The 23,018-nt window shown below is 73.9% G+C and carries 19 protein-coding genes and 1 tRNA gene; 3 read left to right on the top strand and 17 right to left on the bottom strand.

Translation table 11 applies throughout. The annotated features are described in order from the left end of the window. Positions 1-167 precede the first annotated feature (167 nt). A complete protein-coding gene (locus tag RDI86_RS09950; protein ID WP_034651013.1) occupies positions 168-1,193 on the bottom strand; it encodes a 6-phosphofructokinase in 1,026 nt (341 codons plus the stop codon). A gap of 205 nt (positions 1,194-1,398) precedes the next feature. Here RDI86_RS09950 and RDI86_RS09955 point away from each other — a divergent pair, with 205 nt between their 5' ends. Next, positions 1,399-2,256, top strand: a complete 858-nt coding sequence (locus tag RDI86_RS09955; protein WP_308821308.1) for a class I SAM-dependent methyltransferase — start codon at positions 1,399-1,401, stop codon at positions 2,254-2,256. Positions 2,257-2,266: 10 nt separating this feature from the next. On the opposite strand, the gene polA is transcribed toward RDI86_RS09955, so the two are convergent. Further along, positions 2,267-4,972, bottom strand: a complete 2,706-nt coding sequence (gene polA / locus RDI86_RS09960; protein WP_308821309.1) for a DNA polymerase I — start codon at positions 4,970-4,972, stop codon at positions 2,267-2,269. 100 nt (positions 4,973-5,072) lie between these two features. Between polA and RDI86_RS09965 the strand changes: the two genes are divergently transcribed. Further along, positions 5,073-5,456, top strand: coding sequence for a hotdog fold thioesterase (locus RDI86_RS09965; protein ID WP_043651213.1), 384 nt, complete (start codon positions 5,073-5,075; stop codon positions 5,454-5,456). A 37-nt stretch (positions 5,457-5,493) separates the two neighbouring features. Here the strand turns inward: RDI86_RS09965 and RDI86_RS09970 are convergent, their stop codons facing one another. Both RDI86_RS09970 and RDI86_RS09975 read right to left on the bottom strand, forming a co-directional pair. Further along, the gene (locus tag RDI86_RS09970) at positions 5,494-6,159 is read right to left on the bottom strand and encodes a GNAT family N-acetyltransferase (protein ID WP_021482502.1); all 666 of its coding nucleotides are present in this window, start codon (positions 6,157-6,159) and stop codon (positions 5,494-5,496) included. A gap of 235 nt (positions 6,160-6,394) precedes the next feature. Further along, on the bottom strand, positions 6,395-7,015 hold the full coding sequence (locus RDI86_RS09975) for an ANTAR domain-containing response regulator (RefSeq protein WP_044144409.1): 621 nt from the start codon (positions 7,013-7,015) through the stop codon (positions 6,395-6,397). Between the two features lie 190 nt (positions 7,016-7,205). On the opposite strand from RDI86_RS09975, the gene RDI86_RS09980 reads away from it, so the two are divergent. Then, a tRNA-Leu gene (locus RDI86_RS09980) sits at positions 7,206-7,279 on the top strand. 33 nt (positions 7,280-7,312) lie between these two features. On the opposite strand, the gene RDI86_RS09985 is transcribed toward RDI86_RS09980, so the two are convergent. The 13 genes from RDI86_RS09985 to RDI86_RS10045 all read right to left on the bottom strand — a co-directional run bounded on the left by RDI86_RS09985 (position 7,313) and on the right by RDI86_RS10045 (position 23,003). Then, positions 7,313-8,137 (bottom strand): alpha/beta fold hydrolase, encoded by an 825-nt coding sequence (locus RDI86_RS09985; protein WP_308821310.1) that lies wholly within the window; start codon positions 8,135-8,137, stop codon positions 7,313-7,315. A gap of 157 nt (positions 8,138-8,294) precedes the next feature. Beyond that, positions 8,295-8,651: a hypothetical protein gene (locus RDI86_RS09990; RefSeq protein ID WP_076404784.1), complete on the bottom strand. Its 357-nt coding sequence runs from the start codon at positions 8,649-8,651 to the stop codon at positions 8,295-8,297. Between the two features lie 58 nt (positions 8,652-8,709). Next, positions 8,710-9,576, bottom strand: coding sequence for a nucleotidyltransferase domain-containing protein (locus tag RDI86_RS09995; protein ID WP_308821311.1), 867 nt, complete (start codon positions 9,574-9,576; stop codon positions 8,710-8,712). A 157-nt stretch (positions 9,577-9,733) separates the two neighbouring features. After that, entirely contained in the window at positions 9,734-11,164 is a 1,431-nt protein-coding gene (gene pyk / locus RDI86_RS10000) for a pyruvate kinase (protein ID WP_061267747.1), read from the bottom strand. A 112-nt stretch (positions 11,165-11,276) separates the two neighbouring features. Beyond that, positions 11,277-12,743, bottom strand: a complete 1,467-nt coding sequence (locus RDI86_RS10005) for a glutamate synthase subunit beta (protein WP_076404783.1) — start codon at positions 12,741-12,743, stop codon at positions 11,277-11,279. Continuing rightward, the gene (gene gltB, locus RDI86_RS10010) at positions 12,736-17,319 is read right to left on the bottom strand and encodes a glutamate synthase large subunit (RefSeq protein WP_308821312.1); all 4,584 of its coding nucleotides are present in this window, start codon (positions 17,317-17,319) and stop codon (positions 12,736-12,738) included. The genes RDI86_RS10005 and gltB overlap by 8 nt, the downstream gene beginning before the upstream one ends. 139 nt (positions 17,320-17,458) lie before the next feature. Continuing rightward, positions 17,459-18,472 (bottom strand): prolipoprotein diacylglyceryl transferase, encoded by a 1,014-nt coding sequence (gene lgt, locus RDI86_RS10015; protein ID WP_061267744.1) that lies wholly within the window; start codon positions 18,470-18,472, stop codon positions 17,459-17,461. Beyond that, positions 18,469-19,371 (bottom strand): tryptophan synthase subunit alpha, encoded by a 903-nt coding sequence (gene trpA / locus RDI86_RS10020; RefSeq protein ID WP_163187506.1) that lies wholly within the window; start codon positions 19,369-19,371, stop codon positions 18,469-18,471. Before trpA ends, lgt begins: the two co-directional genes overlap by 4 nt. After that, a complete protein-coding gene (gene trpB / locus RDI86_RS10025; RefSeq protein WP_308821382.1) occupies positions 19,368-20,624 on the bottom strand; it encodes a tryptophan synthase subunit beta in 1,257 nt (418 codons plus the stop codon). The genes trpA and trpB overlap by 4 nt, the downstream gene beginning before the upstream one ends. Before the next feature lie 139 nt (positions 20,625-20,763). Further along, entirely contained in the window at positions 20,764-21,576 is an 813-nt protein-coding gene (trpC, locus tag RDI86_RS10030; RefSeq protein ID WP_043651188.1) for an indole-3-glycerol phosphate synthase TrpC, read from the bottom strand. A 186-nt stretch (positions 21,577-21,762) separates the two neighbouring features. Further along, positions 21,763-22,194 carry a DUF2752 domain-containing protein gene (locus RDI86_RS10035; protein WP_009862722.1) on the bottom strand — a complete coding sequence of 144 codons (432 nt, stop codon included), beginning with the start codon at positions 22,192-22,194 and terminating at the stop codon, positions 21,763-21,765. A gap of 12 nt (positions 22,195-22,206) precedes the next feature. Next, positions 22,207-22,731, bottom strand: a complete 525-nt coding sequence (locus RDI86_RS10040; protein WP_168945482.1) for a DUF4190 domain-containing protein — start codon at positions 22,729-22,731, stop codon at positions 22,207-22,209. Beyond that, positions 22,728-23,003, bottom strand: a complete 276-nt coding sequence (locus RDI86_RS10045) for an HGxxPAAW family protein (protein ID WP_228075274.1) — start codon at positions 23,001-23,003, stop codon at positions 22,728-22,730. Before RDI86_RS10045 ends, RDI86_RS10040 begins: the two co-directional genes overlap by 4 nt. Positions 23,004-23,018 lie beyond the last annotated feature (15 nt).

Consider the following 23,018-nt stretch of genomic DNA (forward strand, 5'->3'; position numbering starts at 1 on the left):
CGGCGCGTCTCCCGCCGACGCCCCCGGGCGCTCCGGCGTCGTGGTCGACGTCGTGGCTCGGGATGAAGGCAGGCGCAGCGCACCGCCGTCCACCTTATCCGGGTGTCACCCCGGCGGTCAACGCGTCTCGCGCGCCCCGCCGGGGCGTCCCGACTACCGGATCCGCGTCACGCGAGCACGCGGGCGACCCGCAGCAGCTCCTCCGGGACCCGCTTCGGCCGGCCCGCGACCTCCGCGAGCGGCACGAGCTCGACCCGCTCGCCCCGCAGCGCCGTCATGACGCCCGACGTCCCCGCGCTCACGGCGTCCACGGCCGCGACCCCGAAGCGGCTGCCGAGGATCCGGTCGGTCGGCGTGGGCTCGCCCCCGCGCTGCACGTGCCCGAGCACCGTGAGCCGGGTGTCGAACCCGGTGCGCTCCGCGATCTCGGCGCTCACGCGCTCCCCGATCGAGCCGGCGACGATCTCGCCGAACCGACCGAGCTGCTGCGTGAACTCCATCGACGACCCCTCGCGCGGCACGGCGCCCTCGGCCACGACGACGATCGAGAAGTTCGCGTGCGCGCGGTGCCGGTGGCGGAGGAACTTCACGACCTGGTCGATGTCGAACGGCTGCTCCGGCGCGAGCACGACCTCGGCGCCACCGGCGATGCCCGCGTTGACCGCGATCCAGCCGGCGTGGCGGCCCATGACCTCGACCACCATGACGCGGTTGTGGCTCTCCGCCGTCGTGTGCACGCGGTCGAGCGCCTCCGTCGCGATGTTCACGGCGGTGTGGAACCCGATCGACAGGTCCGTGCCCTCGACGTCGTTGTCGATCGTCTTGGGGATGGCGACGATCTTCACGCCCGCCTCCGCGACACGGCTTGCCGCGTGCAGCGTGCCGTCGCCGCCGATGCAGATCAGCGCGTCGAGGTGCTCGGCCTCGACCGTCGCGAGCACGGCGTCCATGCTGCCGTCCTCCTCGCGCGGGTGGAACCGCGCGGTGCCGAGCAGCGTGCCGCCCACGGGCAGGACGTTCCGGATGTCCTGGCGGCCGAGCGGGTGGACGTCGCCGTCGACGACGCCGCGCCAGCCGTTGCGGAAGCCGATGATGGTGTGCCCGTACTCCCCCGTCCCCTGCTTGACCACGGCCCGGATCGCCGCGTTCAGCCCGGGGCAGTCGCCCCCGCCGGTGAGAAGTCCGATGCGCACCTGTTCCTCCGTCTCGTCGTCGCGTCGCGCGGCCTCGCGCGCATGCCGGGCGTCGACGGAGGTGCCGACCTCCGCGGCACCGCGTCGCCCTCAACCCTAGCCACCCCTGCGCGACGGGTCACCGCCCGTCCCGGTCCGCGGGCACGCCGACGACCAAGGTCCCGACCGGACGGGCCGTGCGGCGGGGACCGGGAGAATGGGAGGCATGAGCGTGCACTCCTCGCCCGAGCCGCCCGTCGTCGCGCCCTCCGGCGCGGCCCCCGGTCCGACCGCCGACGCCGGCTACCGCGACGTGCCCGCGACCGAGGGCGGCCGCGCCGGCCGCGGGTGGTGGGACGCCAACGCGCAGGAGTACCTCCACGAGCACGGGACCTTCCTCGGCGCGGCGGACTTCTGCTGGTGCCCGGAGGGCCTGCGCGAGCGGGACGCGCGTCTGCTCGGCGACGTCGCGGGACGCCGGGTGCTCGAGGTCGGCGCGGGCGCGGCACAGTGCTCGCGCTGGCTCGAGACGCAGGGAGCGGAGGTCGTCGCGACGGACGTGTCCGGCGGCATGCTCGCCGCGGGGGCGGCGCTGGACCGGGCGACGGGCGTGCGCGTCCCGGCCGTCCAGGCCGACGCGCGCCGGCTCCCGTTCGCCGACGCCACGTTCGACGTCGCGTTCACCTCGTTCGGCGCGATCCCGTTCGTGCCCGACGCGGCGGCCGTCCACCGCGAGGTCGCGCGCGTGCTGCGGCCCGGCGGCACGTGGACGTTCTCGGTGACGCACCCGACCCGGTGGGCGTTCCCCGACGACCCGAGCGAGCGCGGGCTGACCGCGAACCGGTCCTACTTCGACCGCCGGCCCTACGTCGAGACCGACGCCGCCGGCCGTGTCGTCTACGCCGAGTACCACCGCACCCTGGGCGACCACGTGCGCGAGGTGGTCGCCGCCGGGCTGGAGCTGCGCGACGTCGTCGAGCCCGAGTGGCCCGCCGACAACACCGAGGTGTGGGGCGGCTGGGGACCGGTGCGTGGCGCCTACCTGCCCGGGACGGCGATCTTCCGCACGCGCCTCCCGGGCTGACGCGCCCGGGTCAGTGACCCGCCTCGTGCCACGTGGCACCGACTCCGACCGAGACGTCGAGCGGCACGTCGAGGTCCGCCGCCGCGCCCATCTGCGTGCGCAGCACCTCCTCGACCGCGTCGCGCTCGCCGGGGGCGACCTCGACCACGAGCTCGTCGTGCACCTGGAGGAGCAGCCGTGAGCGCAGCCCGCGCTCGTCGAGCGCCCGCTGCACGTTGAGCATCGCGACCTTGATGATGTCGGCCGCGCTGCCCTGGATCGGCGCGTTGAGGGCCATGCGCTCCGCCATCTGGCGGCGCTGCCGGTTGTCGCTCGTGAGGTCGGGCAGGTACCGGCGGCGCCCGAGGATGGTCGCCGTGTAGCCCGTGGCCCGCGCCTCGTCGACGACGCCCGTGAGGTAGTCGCGCACGCCGCCGAAGCGCTCGAAGTAGTCGTCCATGAGCTTCTGGGCCTCGCCCACCTCGATGGTGAGCTGCTGCGAGAGCCCGAACGCCGACAGCCCGTACGCGAGGCCGTACGACATCGCCTTGATCTTCGAGCGCATCGCGGGCGTGACCTCGGCCGCCGGGACCTCGAACACGCGCGACCCGACGTAGGAGTGCAGGTCCTCCCCCGACCGGAACGCCTCGATGAGGCCCTCGTCGCCCGAGAGGTGCGCCATGATGCGCATCTCGATCTGGCTGTAGTCGGCCGTCATGAGCGTCTCGAAGCCCTCGCCGACGACGAACGCGCGCCGGATGCGCCGGCCCGCCTCGGTGCGGATCGGGATGTTCTGGAGGTTCGGGTCGGTCGAGCTGAGCCGGCCCGTCGCCGCGATCGTCTGCTGGAACGTCGTGTGGATGCGGCCGTCGTCGGCGACGGACTTCAGCAGCCCCTCGACCGTCTGGCGCAGCCGCGACGCGTCGCGGTGGGCGAGCAGGTGCTCGAGGAACGGGTGCTGCGTCTTGACGAAGAGGTCCGCGAGCGCCGACGCGTCGGTCGTGTAGCCCGTCTTGATCTTCTTCGTCTTGGGCATCCCGAGCTGGTCGAACAGCACCTCCTGGAGCTGCTTCGGGGAGCCCAGGTTCACCTCGCGCCCGATGACGGCGTAGGCCTCCGACGCGGCGGTCGCGACGAGGTCGCCGAAGTGCTGCTCGAGCTCGCGCAGGTACGTGACGTCCGCCGCGATGCCGCGCTGCTCCATGCGCGCGAGCACCTGGGACAGCGGCAGCTCGAGGTCGGCGAGGAGCGTCGTGGCCCCCCGGTCCTCGAGCTCGCCCGCGAGGACCTCGCCGAGCTGGGCGACGGCGAGCGCGCGCACCGCGTCGCGCTCCTGCTCGCCGCTGCCGTCGAGCGAGAGGTCGAGCGCGCCCTGCGCGTCGTTGCCCGCCTCCGTGTCCGGGCGGAGCTCGCGGTGCAGGTGCCGCACGACGAGGTCGCCCAGGTCGTAGCCGCGCTGGTCGGGGTGGCACAGGTACGCGGCGAGCTCGGTGTCGAACGTGACGCCCGCGAGGTCGTAGCCGCGCGCCGCGAGCTCGTGCCAGGCCGACTTCGCGCCGTGCACGACCTTGGGCCGCTCCGGGTCGGCGAGCCACGCGGCGAGCGCCTCGTCGTCGGCGCCCGCGACGTCGGCGAGCTCGAGCGCGACGGCCGCCCCGGCGTCGTCGGACACCGCGAGGCCCCACGCGTCCCCGCCGCCCGGCACGGCCTTGCCGGCCACCTCGACGCCCAGCGGGCGCGTGCCGTGCTCGGCCAGCCAGGCGCCCAGGCCCCCCGGCAGGACGTCGGCGAGCGCGACGTCGAACCCCGCCTCGGCCTCGACCTCGCCCTCGGGGGCGATCGCGAAGAGCCGGTCGCGCAGGGCGCGGAACTCCAGGGCGTCGAGGACGCGGTGGGCGGCCTCGCGGTCCCAGGGACGGGTCGCGAGGTCGTCGGGGCCGACGGGCAGCTCGAGGTCGCGCAGGAGCGCGTTGAGCTGCCGGTTGAGGCGGACCTGGTCGAGGTGCGCCCGCAGGTTCTCCCCCGCCTTGCCCTTGATCTCGTCCGCGTGGTCCAGCAGGCCGTCGAGGTCGCCGTACGCCGTGATCCACTTGGCGGCCGTCTTGGGGCCGACGCCGGGGATGCCCGGCAGGTTGTCGGACGTCTCGCCGACGAGGGCGGCGAGGTCCGGGTAGCGCTCGGGCGGCACGCCGTACTTCTCGACGACGGCGGCGCTGTCCATGCGCGCGAGCTCCGAGACGCCCTTCTTCGGGTAGAGCACCGTGACGTCCGGGCCGACGAGCTGGAACGAGTCTCGGTCCCCCGAGCAGACGAGCACCTCCATCCCGGCGGCGGCGCCCTGCGTCGCGAGGGTCGCGAAGATGTCGTCGGCCTCGTAGCCCTCGCGCTCGAGCGTGGGGATGTGCAGCGTCTCCAGGATCTCCTTGATGAGCGGCACCTGGCCCCGGAACGGCTCGGGCGTGGACTCCCGCGTGCCCTTGTAGCTGGGCAGGATCTCGGTGCGGAAGGACTGGCGCCCGGCGTCGAACGCGACGGCGACGTGCGTGGGCTCCTCGTCCCGCAGGAGGTTGATGAGCATCGAGGTGAACCCGTAGACCGCGTTCGTGTGCTGCCCCGTGGTCGTCGAGAAGTTCTCCGCCGGGAGCGCGAAGAACGCGCGGTAGGCCATGGAGTGTCCGTCGATGAGCAGGAGGCGAGGTCGCGCGGAGGTCGTCACGGGTGCCAACCTATCGCCCATGACCCACACGCACGGTTCCGACCAGAACGCCGCCCGGACCGGGACGCCGTCCCCCGCCACGCCGTCGACACCCGACGCCCCGCGCCACGCCTACGAGGCGATGGGCCTGCGCACCGAGGGGACGCTCATCGAGCGCATGGGCATCGAGCTGGGCGAGGTGGGGGCCGACCGTGTCACCGCACGCATGCCCGTGGCGGGCAACACGCAGCCCGCGGGGCTGCTGCACGGGGGCGCGTCCGTCGTCCTCGCCGAGACGCTGGGGTCCATCGCCGCGCAGCTGCACGGCGGGCCCGGCCGCGCGGCCGTGGGCATCGAGGTGAACGCGACGCACCACCGGGGGGTGCGCGACGGCTGGGTGCACGGCGAGGCGGTCGCGGTGCACCGCGGGCGCACGACGGCGAGCTACGAGATCGTCGTGTCCGACGACGAGGGGCGCCGCGTGTGCACGGCGCGCCTCACGTGCATGATCCTCGCGCAGGGCTGACCGGGGCGACGCCGGCCGCAGGGCGCGAGAGCCCGGCTCAGCCGGGCAGGGTCTCGCGCGTGTCGGCCGGCGTCACCACGCCCGCGCGGCTGTTGTACTCGGCCTGGAACTCGCGCAGGTCGACCGGCCCCGACATCGTCTCGGTGCGGGCGCGCCGACGGCGCGCGATGAGGTCCTCGAGGGAGCGCGTGCCCCGGCGGGCCGGGGTGAGGTCGGCCGCGAGCCGGCGCTGCAGGACCGCCGTCGAGACGACGCGGTGCCCGGCCACCGGGCCGAAGCCCAGTCGCGCGAGGAAGCGCTGCACGCCTCGGGAACCGGGGATGGGCACGGAGTAGACGTGCGTCGCGCCGGACGACGCGGCGAGCTCGGCCGTCGCGCTGAGGAGCGCGTGACCCACGCCGCGGCGCCGGGCGTCCTCCCCCACGTACACCGCCTCGACGTACAGGCTCGGCTCGTCCGCGAACAGGTGCGGGTCGAGCACGCGGGCCAGGACGAACCCGACGGGGCGGCCGTCGTGCAGGGCGACGAGCACGTTGCCGCCGGGCAGGGTGAGCAGCACTGACAGGTGCCGGACCAGGCGGTCCTCGTCGGGCGCGCAGATCTGTGCCCCGGACGCCGACTCGCGGCGTGCCTCCGAGCACAGCACAGCGATCCCCGGCAGGTCGTCACCGACCGCGGGCCTGACCTCCACTGCTGGGCGCACTGCGCTCCTCCTCGTTCGCACCGTGGGACCGGCGGCGGCACCGAGGGACGTGGGGCGTGAGAAGGTCCACGTCGCTCGGACAGCACCGTCGGCCGTCGACATGAGCACTACGTGGCGACCGTGTTCACCGCCCCGGAACTGCTGGACGCCAGTCCAAGACGATAGCCCGCCCGGAGCCCCGTGACAAAGGTCCTGATCAGGACCCCCGCGCGGCGCGCCGGGCGTGGCGGGCGGCTCAGGCGCCGCCGACCTGCTCGATGACGGCGTCCGCGACCTCGCGCATCGTGAGGCGGCGGTCCATCGACGTCTTCTGGATCCAGCGGAACGACTCCGGCTCCGACAGGCCCATCTTCGTCATGAGCAGGCCCTTCGCACGGTCGACACGCTTGCGCGTCTCGAAGCGCTCCGCGAGGTCGGCCACCTCGGACTCGAGGGCCGAGATCTGCGAGTAGCGCGAGATCGCGATCTCGACCGCAGGCAGCAGGTCAGCCGGGGTGAACGGCTTGACGACGTACGCCATGGCGCCGGCGTCGCGCGCCCGCTCGACGAGCTCCGCCTGCGAGAACGCCGTCAGCAGGACGACCGGGGCGGCGTGCGCCTTGCCGATCTGCTCCGCCGCGGAGATGCCGTCGAGCTCGGGCATCTTCACGTCCATGACCACGACGTCGGGCTTGAGCTCGAGCGCCAGCTTCACCGCCGTCGCACCGTCGCCGGCCTCGCCGACGACGTCGAACCCGGCGTCCCGCAGCGTCTCGACGACGTCGAGACGGATCAGGGCCTCGTCCTCCGCGACGACGGCGCGGCGCGCGGCGCGACCCGACGGGGCGGGGGTGGCGGCGGGCTCGGGCTCGATCATCGGGGGCAGGTCGAGCGGCTGCTTGTCCTCGGGCTGCGCTGTCTGGTCACTCACGGGACTCATCGTAGTGCGCCGCACCGGGTGCCGCCCCCGCGTTTCACCCTCCGAGGAGTGTGATTCTCGTGAAGGCGCGCGCGTGTGGTTCGATGGTGCCCGCGCGGCGGAACCCGGCTGGACACCTCCGCGCGCGGCCCCGGTAGCCCAACCGGCAGAGGCGTTCGGCTCAAACCCGATCCAGTGTGGGTTCGAATCCCACCCGGGGCACCCCTCATCTCGGCAGGCGTACGGTGCTCGACGTCACGGCTCGTCGCGGTCGAGGAACTCCCGCGTCGTCGCGACGAAGGACTCGACGCTCGAGTACGGCAGCCCGTGCGGAGCCCCCGGGACCGTGACGAGCCGCCCGTCGGGCAGCGCGTCGACGAGGCGGCGGGCCCACGTCCCCGAGACGAGCGGGTCGCGGTCCCCGACGACCACGAGGACGGGCTGCGTGATGCTCTGCACCAGGTGGCTGACCTCGGCGCGGCGCGCCTGCTTCAGGGCCCGCACCGCCGCGACCGGACCGGCCCGCAGGTAGTCCACGACGGCGATCGGCAGCAGCGACCACCTCTCGCGCGGGCCGTCGAGGAGCAGGCGCCACGCGCTCTGCCACCACCGGGGGTGCTCCGGGTCCCGAGAGGGGCCGACGAGCACGACCCGCCGGACCAGGTCGGGCCGCTCCGCGGCGAGATGGCTGACGATCTGGCAGCCCAACGAGTGCCCGACGACGTCCGCGCCCGTCATGCCGAGCCCGTCCATCCAGCGGGCCACGACGTCCGCCATCTCGGCCATCGACGGCAGGTGCGGCGGGCGGCCGCTGCGCCCGACGCCCGGCAGGTCCAAGGCTGCGGTGCGGCGGTCCGTCCCGAGCCGGCGGACGCCCGGCTCCAGGTACCGCGTCGACAGCGCGAGCCCGTGCACGAGGACCACGTCCGCGGGTACGGCGCGGGCCTCCGGGCATTGCACCCGGTACGGCTCCGCGACGACGGAGTACACCCGCACCCCGTCGATCAGGTCGTACCGCTCCTGGAGGGCCGGAAGGACCGCGCCCCCCGAGGAGCGCCCGCGCCGGTGCGCTCGGGGCACGACGGACCTCGCTCTCCCACCGTCGACCGGTGGCTGGATGGTCAGCACCGAGCGGTCGCCGAGCGCTGGGCCCAGGGTAGAGGGCGAGGACGAGCGGCGCCGCGGGGCTCGGGACGGGACGGACGGGCGACGGGCCCCGCGCACGGACCGACGCCGTCTAGAGCTCGGGCCGCGCCCTGTCCAGCACGACCGCCTCGCGCGCGGCCTCCCGGGCGGCGGCGCTCGCGTCGCGCGCCGCCTGCCGGGCGATCGCCTCGTCGCCGAGGAGAGCGGCGGCGTGCGCGACGGTCGCGGACCGCAGCGCATCCTGCGCGCTGCGCTCGGCGGCCTCCGCCACCTGCTGGACCTGCTCGCAGACGCCGGCGGCCGCCTCCGCGGTCTCGCGCGCGTCGCGGCGCGCGACGAGCGCACGAAAGGTCGCCTCGCGCGCGGCGGCCGCCGCGCCGTCGGCGTCGGGGTCGCTCGCCGCCGCGTAGAGGTCCTGGTCGACGTCCTCGATCTGGTCGCTGGTCACCCACGCGAGCGTAGGGCCGACCCGCCGTGCTCGCTCGAGCGAGGCGCGCGCCCGTCGGTCACCGCCACTCCCCCGACGCGACGCCCGGCGCGCTCGCAGCCGCCGTCGACCGCGACCCCGCCGGGCCGTACCGCGCGACCGCCGACCGGAAGAAATCCCCCGCCACCGAACGCGCCGTCAGGGACCCGGCTCCCGCCACCGTCGCGGCCGCCGAGGCGGCGGCGAGCTCGTCGTCGACGAACCGGCGGAGCACGGCCGGGACCGGGCCCGCGCCCATCTCGCGCGAGACCGCCTTGAGCGCGACGAGCCCGGACGCCTCCTGCACCACCGCGCTCGGTGCCTCGCCCTCGTCGAGCAGCGTCGCGAGGCGCATGGGCGGGACGGCGTCCGGCCGCACGCGCAGCCAGCGCAGCGTCGCGGCCGGGCGCAGGACGTAGAAGTGCTTCTTGAGCGGCACGTCGTCCGCGGTCCACCAGCGCTCCCGCTGGCCCAGCGCGACGTGCAGGTAGTGGCGCCGCACGGCGTCGCGGTCGACGACCCGCTCGGCGAGCGCGAGCAGGTCCGCGCGGAACGCGGGGTCGCCGCGGTAGACGATCGGCGAGCGCAGCCACTCCAGCAACGTCGCGTTCCCGCGGACGAGCAGCCGCACGGCCTTGACGAGGTCCCACCCGTTGACGTCCAGCACCGCGTCGAGCGGCGTCTCGACGACGTCGCGCCACGGCCAGGGGTCGAGGTAGTCGGCCTCCGGGCGCACGTACACGAAGCGGCAGTCGTAGTCCGAGTCCGGCGACGGGAACCCCCACGCCCGGCTGCCGCTCTCCACCGCGAGCGGGACCTCGACGCCCTCGTCGCGCACGACGGCGTCCAGCCGCGCGTCGACCCGACGCACGACCGCGGGGTCCAGGGATGCAGGCACGGCTCGCATCCCGCGAGGGTAGGGGCGCGCCGGGGGCCGTGTCGCGGGCTTTCCCGAGCGCGCAGGACGACCGACGGCGGCGCCCCCGCGCAGGGGGCGCCGCCGTCGGGCAGCACGAGCGCCCGTGGCGGGCGCGCGGCGTCAGCTCCGGTGCGAGCTCCGGACGTCAGTTCCGGGTGTCGGAGTGGTCGCCGATCTTGTGCACGAGGATCGAGTTCGTCGTGCCCGGCTGGCCCACGGGGGCACCGGAGACGACGACCACGAGGTCGCCGACCTCGGCGAGGCCGTTGGCCTGCAGGGTCGTGTCGACCTGGCCGACCATCGCGTCGGTGTTCTCCACCTCGGGCACCTGGTACGTCTGGGTGCCCCACGTGAGCGACAGGACGTTGCGCACGTGCTCGCGCGGCGTGAACGCGAGCAGCGGGATGGACGAGCGCAGGCGCGACATGCGGCGCGCCGAGTCGCCCGACTGCGTGAAGGTCGCGAGGTACTTCGCACCGAGGATCTCGCCGATCTCGGCCGCCGCGCGCGTGATGGCGCCACCGCGGGTGTGCGGCGTCGAGCCGAGCGGCGCGATGCGCTCGCGGCCCGCCTCCTCCGTCGCCTCGATGATCCGGGCCATCGTCTGGACCGTGAGGATCGGGTACTCGCCCACGCTCGTCTCGCCCGAGAGCATGACCGCGTCGGCGCCGTCGAGGACGGCGTTGGCGCAGTCGGACGCCTCGGCGCGCGTCGGGCGCGGCGAGTTCGTCATGGACTCGAGCACCTGCGTGGCGACGATGACGGGCTTCGCGTTGCGACGCGCGAGCTCGACGATGCGCTTCTGGACGAGCGGCACCTGCTCCAGCGGGAGCTCGACCGCGAGGTCGCCGCGGGCGACCATGACGCCGTCGAACGCGTCGACGATCTCGGCGAGGTTGTCGACGGCCTGCGGCTTCTCGATCTTGGCGACGACGGGGACCGTGCGGCCCTCCTCGTCCATGATCCGCTTGACGTCCTCGAAGTCCTTCGCGGACCGCACGAACGACAGCGCGATGATGTCCGCGCCGAGCTTGAGGGCCCAGCGCAGGTCGTCCTGGTCCTTCTCGGAGAGCGCCGGCACGGAGACCGCGACACCCGGGAGGTTCAGGCCCTTGTTGTTCGACACCGGACCGGCGACCTCGACGCGCGTGACGACGCGCGGGCCCTCGACGGCGGTGACGCGGACGAGCACCTTGCCGTCGTCGATGAGGATCGGGTCGCCGACGCGGGCGTCGCCCGGCAGGCCCTTGTGCGTCGTGGAGACGAGCTCCTTGGTCCCGACGACGTCCTCGGTCGTGATCGTGAAGGTGTCACCCTCCTCGAGCCAGTGCTTCTCGTCGCCCGCGAAGCGGCCCAGACGGATCTTCGGCCCCTGGAGGTCGACGAGGACGGCCACGGAGCGGCCCGACTCGGCGGCGGCCTCGCGCACGCCGTGGTAGACGGCCGCGTGCTCCTCGGCGCTGCCGTGGCTGCGGTTGATCCGCGCCACGTCCATGCCCGCGTCGACGAGCGCGCGGAGCTGCTCCTTCGACTCGGTCGCGGGTCCGATGGTGCAGACGATCTTTGCTCTGCGCATATCTCCAGCCTCTAGTCTTCCGACCGGCCAGGAGCCGGTCGTCGCGGGGTGCCCCTCCCTAGGATGCCCCGCTCATCGTCCCGGCGCCGGACATCCGACGTCGGGGTGCACGTCAAGCGCGCAAGGACACGGTGTTCGCGCGCACGGGCGCGGGCAGCTCGGTCCCTCCCTGAAGGTAGGCGTCGACGGATGCCGCCGCCGCCCGCCCCTCGGCGATCGCCCACACGATCAACGACTGCCCACGACCGGCGTCGCCGGCCACGAAGACCCCGGGCAGCGACGACGCGAAGTCGTCGCCGCGCGCCACGAGGCCGCGCCCCGTGAGGTCCGCGCCGGTCTGGGTCGTGAGGGCAGCCGTCTCCGGTCCGGTGAAGCCCATCGCGACGAGCACGAGGTCCGCGGGGATCTCGCGCTCGGTGCCCTCCTTGGGCACGCGACGGCCATCGGGCAGGTACTCGGTCTCCGCGACGCGCAGCGCGCGCACGGCCCCGTTCTCGTCACCGAGGAACGCGACGGTCGACGCGAGGAACTCGCGCTCGCCGCCCTCCTCGTGGGACGAGGACACCTCGAACACGATCGGGTCGGTCGGCCACGGCTGGGTCGCGGACCGCTCGAGCGGCGGCTGCTTGCCGATCGCGAGCGTCGTGACGCTCGCCGCGCCCTGGCGCAGCGAGGTGCCGAGGCAGTCCGAGCCCGTGTCGCCGCCACCGATGACGATGACGTGCTTGCCCGTGGCCGTGATCTGGTCGGGCACCTCGTGCCCCGCCACGACCGCGTTCGCCTGGTGCAGGAAGTCCATCGCGAAGTGGATGCCGTCGAGCTCGCGCCCGGGCACCGACAGGTCGCGCGGCACCGTCGCGCCGGTCGCGACCACGACGGCGTCGTACCGCGCCCGCAGGTCGTCCCACGTGATGTCGACGCCGATCTCGACGCCGGGGCGGAACCGCGTGCCCTCGGCCTCCATCTGCGCGACGCGGCGGTCGATGTGGTGCTTCTCGAGCTTGAAGTCGGGAATGCCGTAGCGCAGCAGGCCTCCGACGGCGTCGTCGCGCTCGTACACCGCGACGGTGTGCCCGGCGCGCGTGAGCTGCTGCGCGGCGGCGAGCCCGGCGGGGCCGGACCCGACAACCGCGACCGTGAAGCCCGTGAGCCGCTGGGGCACCTGGGGCGTGACGTACCCGCGCTCGAAGGCCTCGTCGATGATCGAGACCTCGACGTTCTTGATCGTCACGGGCGGCTGGTTGATGCCGAGCACGCAGCTCGACTCGCACGGCGCCGGGCACACGCGACCGGTGAACTCCGGGAAGTTGTTCGTCTCGTGGAGGCGGTCGATCGCGTCGGCCCACTGCTCGCGGTAGACGAGGTCGTTCCACTCGGGGATGAGGTTCCCGAGCGGGCAGCCCTGGTGGCAGAACGGGATGCCGCAGTCCATGCAGCGGCCCGCCTGCTCCTTGAGGAACGGCTGGCCCTCCTCGAGGTGCGCGTGCACGTCCTTCCAGTCCCGCAGGCGCACGGCCACCGGGCGGTTCGGCGGGAGCTCGCGCTCCCGCACCTTCAGGAATCCGCGGGGGTCAGCCACGGGCCACCTCCAAGATCTGGTCCCACACGCCGGGCGCGGCCGGGTCGAGACCGGCCGACTCGGCCTTCTCGAGCGCCGAGCGCATGCGGGCGAAGTCGGTCGGCAGGACGCGCGTGAGGCGCTGCACCGCCGTGGCGAAGTCCTCGAGCAGCTCGGCCGCGAGCGGCGACCCGGTCTCCTCGTGGTGACGGCGGACGAGCCGCTCGACGAGCGCGACCTCGGCGTCCTCGAGCGGGCTCAGCCCGAGCTCGCCGGTCGCGAGCGCGCTCGTGTTCACGGCGCTCTCGCGCAGGTCGAGCACGTACGCGGTGCCGCCGGACATGCCGGCGCCGAAGTTGCGCCCGGTCGGGCCCAGCACGACGACCGTGCCGCCCGTCATGTACTCGCACCCGTGGTCGCCCACGCCCTCGACGACGAGCGTCGCGCCCGAGTTGCGGACGCCGAAGCGCTCCCCGACGCGACCGCGCAGGAAGATCTCGCCCGACGTCGCGCCGTAGCCGATGACGTTCCCGGCGACGACGTTGCTCGACCCGGTGAGGACCGCGTTGCGGTCCGGCCGCACGACGATCCGCCCGCCCGACAGGCCCTTGCCGACGTAGTCGTTCGCGTCCCCGAACAGGCGCAGCGTGACGCCGCGCGGGAGGAAGGCGCCGAGCGACTGGCCGGCGGACCCCGTGAGGGTCACGTCGATCGTGTCGTCCGGCAGGCCCTCGCCGCGGAAGCGCTTGGTCACCTCGTGGCCGAGCATCGTGCCGACCGTGCGGTTGACGTTGCGGACCGGCAGCGAGATCCGCACCGGCTCGCGCCGCTCGAGCGCGTCCTCGGCCAGCGCGACGAGCTGGTTGTCGAGCGCCTTCTCCAGGCCGTGGTCCTGCGTCGTCGTGTTCCGCAGCGACGCGCCCTCGACGGGGACGGGCTTCTCGAGGATGGGCGCGAGGTCGAGACCCTGCGCCTTCCAGTGGTCGATCGCCTGGCGCGTGTCCAGGTACTCGACGTGGCCGATCGCCTCCTCGATGCTCCGGAACCCGAGGCGTGCCAGGTACTCGCGCACCTCCTCCGCGATGAACTCGAAGAAGTTCACGACGAACTCCGGCTTGCCGGTGAACCGGGCCCGCAGCTCCGGGTTCTGCGTCGCGACGCCCACCGGGCACGTGTCCAGGTGGCACACGCGCATCATGACGCAGCCCGAGACCACCATCGGCGCGGTCGCGAAGCCGAACTCCTCGGCCCCGAGCAGCGCGGCCACGACGACGTCGCGCCCGGTCTTCATCTGCCCGTCGACCTGCACGACGATGCGGTCGCGCAGGTTGTTGAGCACGAGGGTCTGCTGCGTCTCGGCGAGGCCGATCTCCCACGGCGTGCCCGCGTGCTTGAGCGACGTGAGCGGGCTCGCGCCCGTGCCGCCGTCGTGGCCCGAGATGAGGACGACGTCCGCGTGCGCCTTGGACACGCCCGTCGCGACCGTGCCGACGCCGAACTCGGAGACGAGCTTGACGTGGACGCGCGCCGCCGGGTTCGCGTTCTTCGCGTCGTGGATGAGCTGCGCGAGGTCCTCGATCGAGTAGATGTCGTGGTGCGGCGGCGGCGAGATGAGGCCGACGCCCGGCGTGGAGTGCCGGGTCTTCGCGACCCACGGGTACACCTTGTGGCCCGGGAGCTGACCGCCCTCGCCGGGCTTGGCGCCCTGGGCGAGCTTGATCTGGATGTCGTCGGCGTTCGTCAGGTACTCGCTCGTGACGCCGAAGCGGCCCGACGCGATCTGCTTGACCTTCGAGCGACGCTCCGGGTCGTACAGGCGCTCCGGGTCCTCGCCGCCCTCGCCCGTGTTCGACCGACCGCCGAGGCGGTTCATCGCGATCGCGAGGGTCTCGTGGGCCTCGGCCGAGATGGAGCCGTACGACATCGCGCCGGTGTTGAAGCGCTTGACGATCTCGCTCACGGGCTCGACCTCGTCGAGCGGCACCGCGGGGCGCTCGCCCTCGCGCAGCTCGAGGAGGCCGCGCAGCGTCATGAGCCGCGAGGACTGCTCGTCCACGCGGTGCGTGTACTCGCGGAAGATGTCGAACCGGCGCTCGCGCGTCGAGTGCTGGAGACGGAAGACCGTCTCCGGGTCGAACAGGTGCTCCTCGCTGTCGCGGCGCCACTGGTACTCGCCGCCCGTGGTCAGGCGGACGTGCGGGCGGTGGTTGCCGGAGCGCGGGTACGCGTCCACGTGGCGCGCCGCGACCTCGGCCGCGACGACGTCGAGCCCGATCCCGCTGAGGCGCGACGTCGTGCCCGTGAAGAACGCCTGCACGAGGTCGTGCGAGAGACCCACGGCCTCGAAGACCTGGGCGCCGCGGTAGGAGGAGATGGTCGAGATGCCCATCTTGCTCATGACCTTGAGGACGCCCTTGCCGAGGCCCTTGATGAGGTTCGCGACAGCCTTGGCCGGGTCGACCGCGAGGTAGCCACGGCGCGCGAGATCCTCGACGGTCTCCATGGCGAGGTAGGGGTTCACCGCGGCGGCGCCGTAGCCGATGAGGAGCGCGACGTGGTGCACCTCGCGCACGTCCCCCGCCTCGACGACGAGCGACACCTGCGTGCGCGTGTGACGCCGCAGGAGGTGGTGGTGCACCGCGCTCGACAGCAGGAGCGACGGGATCGGCGCGTGCTCGGCGTCCGAGTCGCGGTCCGACAGCACGATGAAGCTCGCGCCGGCGGCGACGTGCGCGTCGACCTCGGCGAAGATCTCCTCGAGCCGCGCGAGCAGCGACTCGCCGCCGCCCGCCACGCGGTACAGGCCCTTGATCGTCACGGCGCGGAAGACGCCCGCGAGGTTCGGGTCCTTGTCGACGCGGATGATCTTCGCGAGCTGGTCGTTGTCGAGCACCGGGAACGGCAGCATGAGCTTGCGCGCGTGCTCCGGGGTGTCGACGAGCAGGTTCGGCTCGGGGCCGATCGCCCCGCCGATCGACGTGACGAGCTCCTCGCGGATCGCGTCCAGCGGCGGGTTCGTGACCTGCGCGAACATCTGCGTGAAGTAGTCGAACAGCAGGCGCGGGCGCTTCGCGAGGACGGCGATGGGCGTGTCCGTGCCCATGGCGCCGAGAGGCTCGGCGCCCGTGTTGGCCATCGGCGTGAGGATGACCTTGAGCTCCTCCTGCGTGTACCCGAAGGCACGCTGGCGGCGCTCGACCGACGCGGGGCTGTGCGCGACGTGCTCGCGCTCGGGGAGCTGGTCGAGGTAGACCGCGTTCTCCGCGACCCACCGCGCGTACGGGCGCTGCGCCGCGAGCTGGGACTTGATCTCCTCGTCCTCGATGATCCGGCCCTGGCCGGTGTCGACGAGGAACATGCGGCCCGGCTCGAGACGGCCCTTGCGGACGATCGTCGCGGGGTCGAGGTCGAGCACGCCCGCCTCGCTCGCGAGCACGACGAGGCCGTCCTCCGTGACCCAGTAGCGCCCGGGGCGCAGGCCGTTGCGGTCGAGGACCGCGCCGATGAGGGTGCCGTCGGTGAAGTTGAGGCACGCGGGGCCGTCCCACGGCTCCATGAGCGTCGAGTGGTACTCGTAGAACGCGCGCAGGTCCGGGTCCATCTCGGCGTGGTTCTCCCACGCCTCCGGGACCATCATGAGCACGGCGTGCGGCAGCGAGCGGCCCGACAGGTGCAGCAGCTCCAGCACCTCGTCGAAGCTCGCCGAGTCGCTCGAGCCGTCGGAGCAGACCGGGAGCAGCGGCGCGAGGTCGCCGAGGGCGTCGCTCGCGAGCGTGCCCTCGCGCGCGGCCATCCAGTTCCGGTTGCCGCGCACCGTGTTGATCTCGCCGTTGTGCGCGATCATCCGGAACGGCTGCGCGAGCGGCCAGGACGGGAACGTGTTCGTCGAGAACCGCGAGTGCACGAGCGCGATCTCGCTCGCGTACCGCGGGTCGGACAGGTCGGGGAAGAACGGCTCGAGCTGCGCCGTCGTGAGCATGCCCTTGTAGGTGAGCGTGCGCGCCGACAGCGACGCGAAGAAGAGACCGAGCTCGTTCTCCGCGCGCTTGCGCAGGCGGTAGGTCCGGCGGTCGAGGTCGACGCCGGCCAGCTCGCGCGACGGGTCGGCCACGACGACCTGACGGAACAACGGCATCGAGGCGCGCGCGCTCGGGCCCACGAGGTCGGCCGTCACGGGGACGTCGCGCCAGGCGAGGACCTCGAGCTTCTCCTCGGCGGCGATCGCCTCGACCGCGCGGGCCGTGGCGGCGGCCGCCTCGGGGTCCTGCGGGAGGAACGCCATGCCGATGGCGTAGTGCCCGGCGGGCGGGAGCTCGGCGTCGACCACGTCGCGCACGAAGGCGTCGGGGATCTGCGTGAGGATCCCCGCGCCGTCGCCGCTGTTCTCCTCGGCGCCCACCGCGCCGCGGTGGTCCAGGTTGAGCAGGGCCGTGAGCCCCGCGTCCACGATGTCGCGTCCGGGCGTGCCGCGGAGCGTCGCCACGAAGGCGACGCCGCACGCGTCGTGCTCGGCGGCGGGGTCGTACAGACCGGATGCCGTGGGAGGGGCGGACAGGGCGGGTGCCCGGTGCGCGTCCCGATACTGCGGCGTGGTCATCAACACCGTCCTCACAGGCGCCCGACCGAGACGGCCGGGCTGGTTCCAGCTGGGGGGGTTCGGGACGTCGTCGGCCCTGGTGGACATGACGGAACCACCGGGCGGTCGCCCGGCGGAATCGCCGTTGAGTGACGGAGGCTCAGCGACCGGGGTCTGGTCGCGCGGCATCTGCCTGCTCGGACTCCTCCGAGTCGTCGGAGTCCGCGGTCTTCTCGGGGTCCGCGGCGTCGGTCGACTCCTCGACCGGCTCCGTGGGCTCCGTGGCGGGCGCCTCGCCCGGCGCGTCGAGGGACACCGTCTCCTCGCGCCCGGGGTGGCGACGCCCGACAACGATAAACGCTACCAACGCACCGACACCGACCAGGATCGAGGTCCAGACGTTCAGCCGGAGACCGAGGACGAGCTCGGCCTCGTCGATGCGCAGCATCTCGATCCACACCCGACCGAGCGTGTAGACGAAGACGTAGAGCCAGAATACCCGACCATGACCGAGCCGGAACCGACGGTCCAGGTAGATCAGGAGCAGGGCAGCCGCGATGTTCCAGACCATCTCGTAGAGGAACGTCGGGTGGAACAGCGTGCCCGGCGGGTAGCCGGCCGCGGCGGCGACCGAGTCGTCGACCCGCAGGCCCCACGGCAGCGTCGTGGGCGAGCCGAACAGCTCCTGGTTGAACCAGTTGCCGAGGCGGCCGACGGCCTGCGCGAGGAGCAGCCCCGGGGCGAGCGCGTCCGCGAACGCCGGGAAGCTCACACGCTGGCGCCGGCACCCGATGTACGCGCCGACCGCGCCGAGCGCGACCGCGCCCCAGATGCCGAGGCCGCCCTCCCACACGTACAGCGCGCGGACGGGATCCCCGTTCGGGCCCCAGTACGGGTCGGGCGTCGAGAAGACGTGGTAGAGCCGCCCGCCGACGATCCCGAACGGGACCGCCCAGAACGCGATCTCCAGGACGTCGTCGGCCTCTCCCCCGCGCTCGACCCAGCGGCGGCGCGTGAGCCACAGGGCGACGCCGATCCCGGCGAGGATCGCGAGCGCGTAGGCGCGGATGGGGAACGGCCCGAGGTACCAGGTGTGCTGGGGCGGGCTCGGGATCGCCGAGGGCAGGGCGCCCGCGGCCTCCACGAGCTGCCCGACGGCGAGCGCGGCGCTCATGCGACCACCCCGCCGGGCGTCGTCGTGCCGGGCTGCTCCTGGCGGGCGGACCGCACCCCGGCCGCCAGCGAGGCGGCGACCGTGCGGAGCGCGGCGAGCCGCTCGTCCCACGGGGCGTCACCCAGCAGGGGCCGGACGAACGCCGAGCCGACGATGACGCCGTCGGCGTAGCGCGCGACCTCCGCGGCCTGCTCGGCCGTGGAGACGCCGAGGCCGACGCACACGAGCTCGGCGCCCGCCGCGCGCGTGTCGGCGACGAGCCGCGCGGCCTGGGGCCCGACGGCGGCGCGCACGCCCGTGACGCCCATCGTCGAGGCCGCGTAGACGAAGCCGCGCGACGCGCGCGCGGTGAGCCGGAGGCGCTCCGGCGTCGAGCTCGGCGCGACGAGGAACACGCGGTCGAGACCGTGCGCCTCGGCGGCGTCCAGCCACGCGCGGCCCTCGTCGGGGACGAGGTCGGCCGTGATGAGCCCGGCTCCCCCGGCCGCCGCGAGGTCGCGCGCGAACGCGTCGACGCCGTAGCGCAGCACGGGGTTCCAGTACGTCATGACGAGCACCGGCACGCGTCCGCCCGTGCGCTCCGTGACGGCCGCGACGACGCGGAAGACGTCCGCGACGCGCGCACCGCCGTCGAGCGCCGCCTGGGCAGCGGCCTGGATGACCGGTCCGTCCATGACGGGGTCCGTGTACGGGATGCCGAGCTCGAGCACGTCCACGCCCGAGTCCACGAGCGCGAGCGCCGCCTCGACGGAGCGGTCGACCGTCGGGAAGCCGACCGGCAGGTAGCCGACGAGCCCCGCGCGACCCTCCGCGCGCAGCTCGAGCAGACGGCGGGCGGTGGCCGACGCCGTCCCCGGCGTCGACGCCCCGGGTGCGTCCTGGGTCTGGGCGGCGCTCACAGCTGTCCCTCCGTGCCCGTCGCCGTCTCGGCGATCGCGTCGTCGTCCACGAGGTCGAACCACCGGGCGGCGGTCGCCACGTCCTTGTCCCCGCGCCCCGAGAGGTTCACGAGGATCACGTGGTCGGTGCGGCCCGCGGCCGCGGCCTCGCGCCCGACCCGCAGCGCGCCCGCGAGGGCGTGGGCCGACTCGATCGCCGGGATGATCCCCTCGGTGCGGCACAGCAGCCGGAACGCGTCCATCGCCTCGGCGTCGGTCACGGGCAGGTACGTCGCGCGGCCGATGTCGTGGAGCCACGAGTGGGCCGGCCCGACGCTCGGGTAGTCGAGACCCGCCGACACCGAGTGGCTCGGCAGGGTCTGGCCGTCCTCGTCCTGGAGGAGGTACGAGCGCGCGCCGTGCAGGACGCCCGGCGCGCCGCCGCTGAAGCGGGCCGCGTGGCGGCCCGTCTCGATGCCCTCGCCCCCCGCCTCGAAGCCGAAGAGCTCGACGCCCTCGTCGTCGAGGAAGGCGTTGAAGAGCCCGAGCGCGTTCGAGCCGCCGCCCACGCACGCGGCGAGCGCGTCGGGCAGGCGCCCGATGCGGTCGAGGATCTGCGTGCGCGCCTCCTCGCCGATGACGCGGTGGAACTCGCGCACCATCTCGGGGAACGGGTGGGGCCCGGTCACGGTGCCGAGCAGGTAGTGCGTCGTGTCGACGTTGGCGACCCAGTCGCGCAGCGCCTCGTTGATCGCGTCCTTGAGGGTGCGCTGGCCGATCGTCACGGGGACGACCTCGGCGCCGAGGAGGCGCATGCGCGCGACGTTCAGCGCCTGGCGCCGCGTGTCCTCCTCGCCCATGTACACGACGCACTCGAGGTCGAGCAGGGCCGCGGCCGTCGCCGTCGCGACGCCGTGCTGGCCGGCGCCCGTCTCGGCGATCACGCGCTTCTTGCCCATGCGCTTGACGAGCAGCGCCTGGCCGAGGACGTTGTTGATCTTGTGCGAGCCGGTGTGGTTGAGGTCCTCGCGCTTGAGGAACACGCGCGAGGCGCCGGCGTGCTCCGCGAAGCGGGGCACCTCCGTGAGCGGGCTCGGGCGGCCGGTGTACTCGCGCTGAAGGCGCGCGAGCTCGGTCACGAACGCCGGGTCGTCGAGCGCCTTGCGGTACTCGGTCTCGAGCTCGTCGAGCGCGGCGACGAGCGCCTCGGGCACATAGCGCCCGCCGAACTCGCCGAAGTAGGGGCCCTCCTGGGTCGCGAGGGAGCGCGCCAGGTCGGCGCGGACGGAGTGCGCGCCGCTCGGAGGGGTGGTCGATGGTGTCGAGTCGGGCACGGGGCCGGTCCTCCTGCGTGGTGGGGTGTGCTGGGCCGGGGCGCGGCGCCTGCGGCGTGACGGACGGTGCCGTCGTGCCTCAGGGCCGCACGGACCACAGCGACGGGTGCGACCCGGCCGCGACGAGGTCGGCGACGGACGAGCGCGGCGCGTCGTCGGTCACGAGCGCCTCGCCGACCAGCACGGCGTGCGCGCCGGAGCGGGCGTAGTCCATGACGTCGTGCGGCCCGCGCACGCCGGACTCGGCCACGCGGACGACCTCGTCGGGGATCGCGGGCGCGAGGCGCGCGAAGGTCGTGCGGTCGACGTCGAGCGTCTTGAGGTCGCGCGAGTTGACGCCGACGACCCGCGCCCCGGCGTCGAGCGCGCGCGTGACCTCGTCGAGCGTGTGGACCTCGACGAGCGCGGTCATGCCGAGCGAGTGCACGCGCTCGACGAGCGACGTGAGCACCGTCTGCTCGAGCGCCGCGACGATGAGGAGCACGATGTCCGCGCCGTGGGCGCGCGCCTCCCACACCTGGTACGGCGTCACGACGAAGTCCTTGCGGAGCACGGGGACGTCGACCCGCGCCCGGACGGCGTCGAGGTCGGCGAGGCTCCCGTTGAACCGCCGCTGCTCGGTGAGCACCGAGATCGCGGCCGCGCCGCCCTTCTCGTACTCCCCCGCGAGCTCGGCCGGGTCGGAGATGGACGCGAGCGCGCCCTTGCTGGGGCTCGACCGCTTCACCTCGGCGATGACGGCCACGGCGTCGTCCGCCTTGAGGCGGCTCACGCACTCGAGCGCACCGGGGACGCGGGCGGCTCGTTCCTTGAGCTCGTCGAGCGAGGTCGTCGCCTGGCGTGCCGCGAGGTCCTCGCGCACACCCGCGACGATGTCGTCCAGCACCGTCATCGTCCCACCACTCCCCGTGTCGTCCCGCCCCCTGCCGGGCCGGTCGGCCGGCGTGCACCCACAGGTTCGGGCCGACCCGTTGACAGGGAGGTACCTGCCATCGTAGAGCCGCCCCCGAGTGACGATGACCACGGCCCAGCCCCCGAGACGCGCGCGGCGCGGCCGGTCGCAGTCACGGCCGCCGGCTCAGGCGGCCACCGGGCCGAGCCACGGGACCAGAGCGGGCACGTTGCGCAGCACCCCGAAGAGCACGAGCACGGCGAGCGACGTCCACGCCACCCCCGCGGGCACGCGCGGCGCGGGGCGGCCGCGCCACGCACGGGCGAGCCACAGGCCCCACAGCACGACGAGCAGAGGCGCGACGACGACCCACAGCGGGTTCATGGACCAGGCCGCGGCCAGGTCGAGGTGCACGAGGTCGTGCGTGGCGCGCAGGCCTCCGCACCCGGGGCACGCGAGGCCCGTCAGGGCGAGCAGCGGGCACGTGACGTAGTGGCCCGGGCGGTTCGGGTCGACTGCGCCCACGTACGCCGTCGCGGCCGCGACGAGCGCACCGACGGCGAGCGGCGCCACGGCCTCGCGCGGCACCAGCCGTCGGCGCACCGCCTCGGACGTCACGTGACCGCCCCGTCAGTACTGGTCGGGGATCGTGCCGACCCAGGCGAGGACGGCGGGGAAGAACACCAGCAGGAGCAGCAGACCGATCGCGGACAGGCCGATCGCGACCCAGCCGAGGATGATCCCCGCCGTCGCCATGCCGTCGTTGTCCGCCTGGCCCTCCGCGACGGCACGCTTCGCCGCGTTGCCCACGATGACCGCGGGGATGCCCGTGAAGAAGCCGCAGCTGAGCACGAACGCGGCGATGCCCAGGACGAGGGACCAGATCGCGAGGTTGTTCTTCGGGTAGTACGGCGGCGGCGCGTAGGCGCCTGCCGGGTACGGCTGGCCCGGGTACTGCTGGCCGGGGTACGGCTGCCCGGGGTACTGCTGGCCCGGGTACGGGTGACCGGGCTGCTGCTGCCCGGCGTAGCCCTGGTCCGGGTCCTGCGGGCCGGGGTGCTGCGCGCCGCCGGGCACCGACGAGCCGTACGGCGCCTGCGACCCGTCCTGCGGGGGCGTGCCGTCGTGCGGGCCCGGTCCCGGCGGCTGCGTCACCGCGCGTCCTGCTTCTTCTGCCCGTAGCCCATGTTGCGGAGCACGAGGCCGCCGACGAGCGCCACGGCCACGACGCCCATGCCGACCCAGAACAGCCAGACGGCGGCGACCACGACACCGATCGCGGCCACGAGGGCGCCGACCATGATGCCGATCATGGTGAACCACGCGGCGACGGTGTGGCCGTGGTTCGTGGGCGGTGCCGCGGGCGGCAGGTAGGCGATCTCGGTGGTCTGCTGGTTCTCGGCCATGAGGGTCGTGCCTTTCGTCAAGATGTGGTCAGAGCC

This window comes from Cellulosimicrobium sp. XJ-DQ-B-000 (assembly GCF_031119065.1).
In the GTDB taxonomy this organism is placed as follows: domain Bacteria; phylum Actinomycetota; class Actinomycetes; order Actinomycetales; family Cellulomonadaceae; genus Cellulosimicrobium; species Cellulosimicrobium funkei.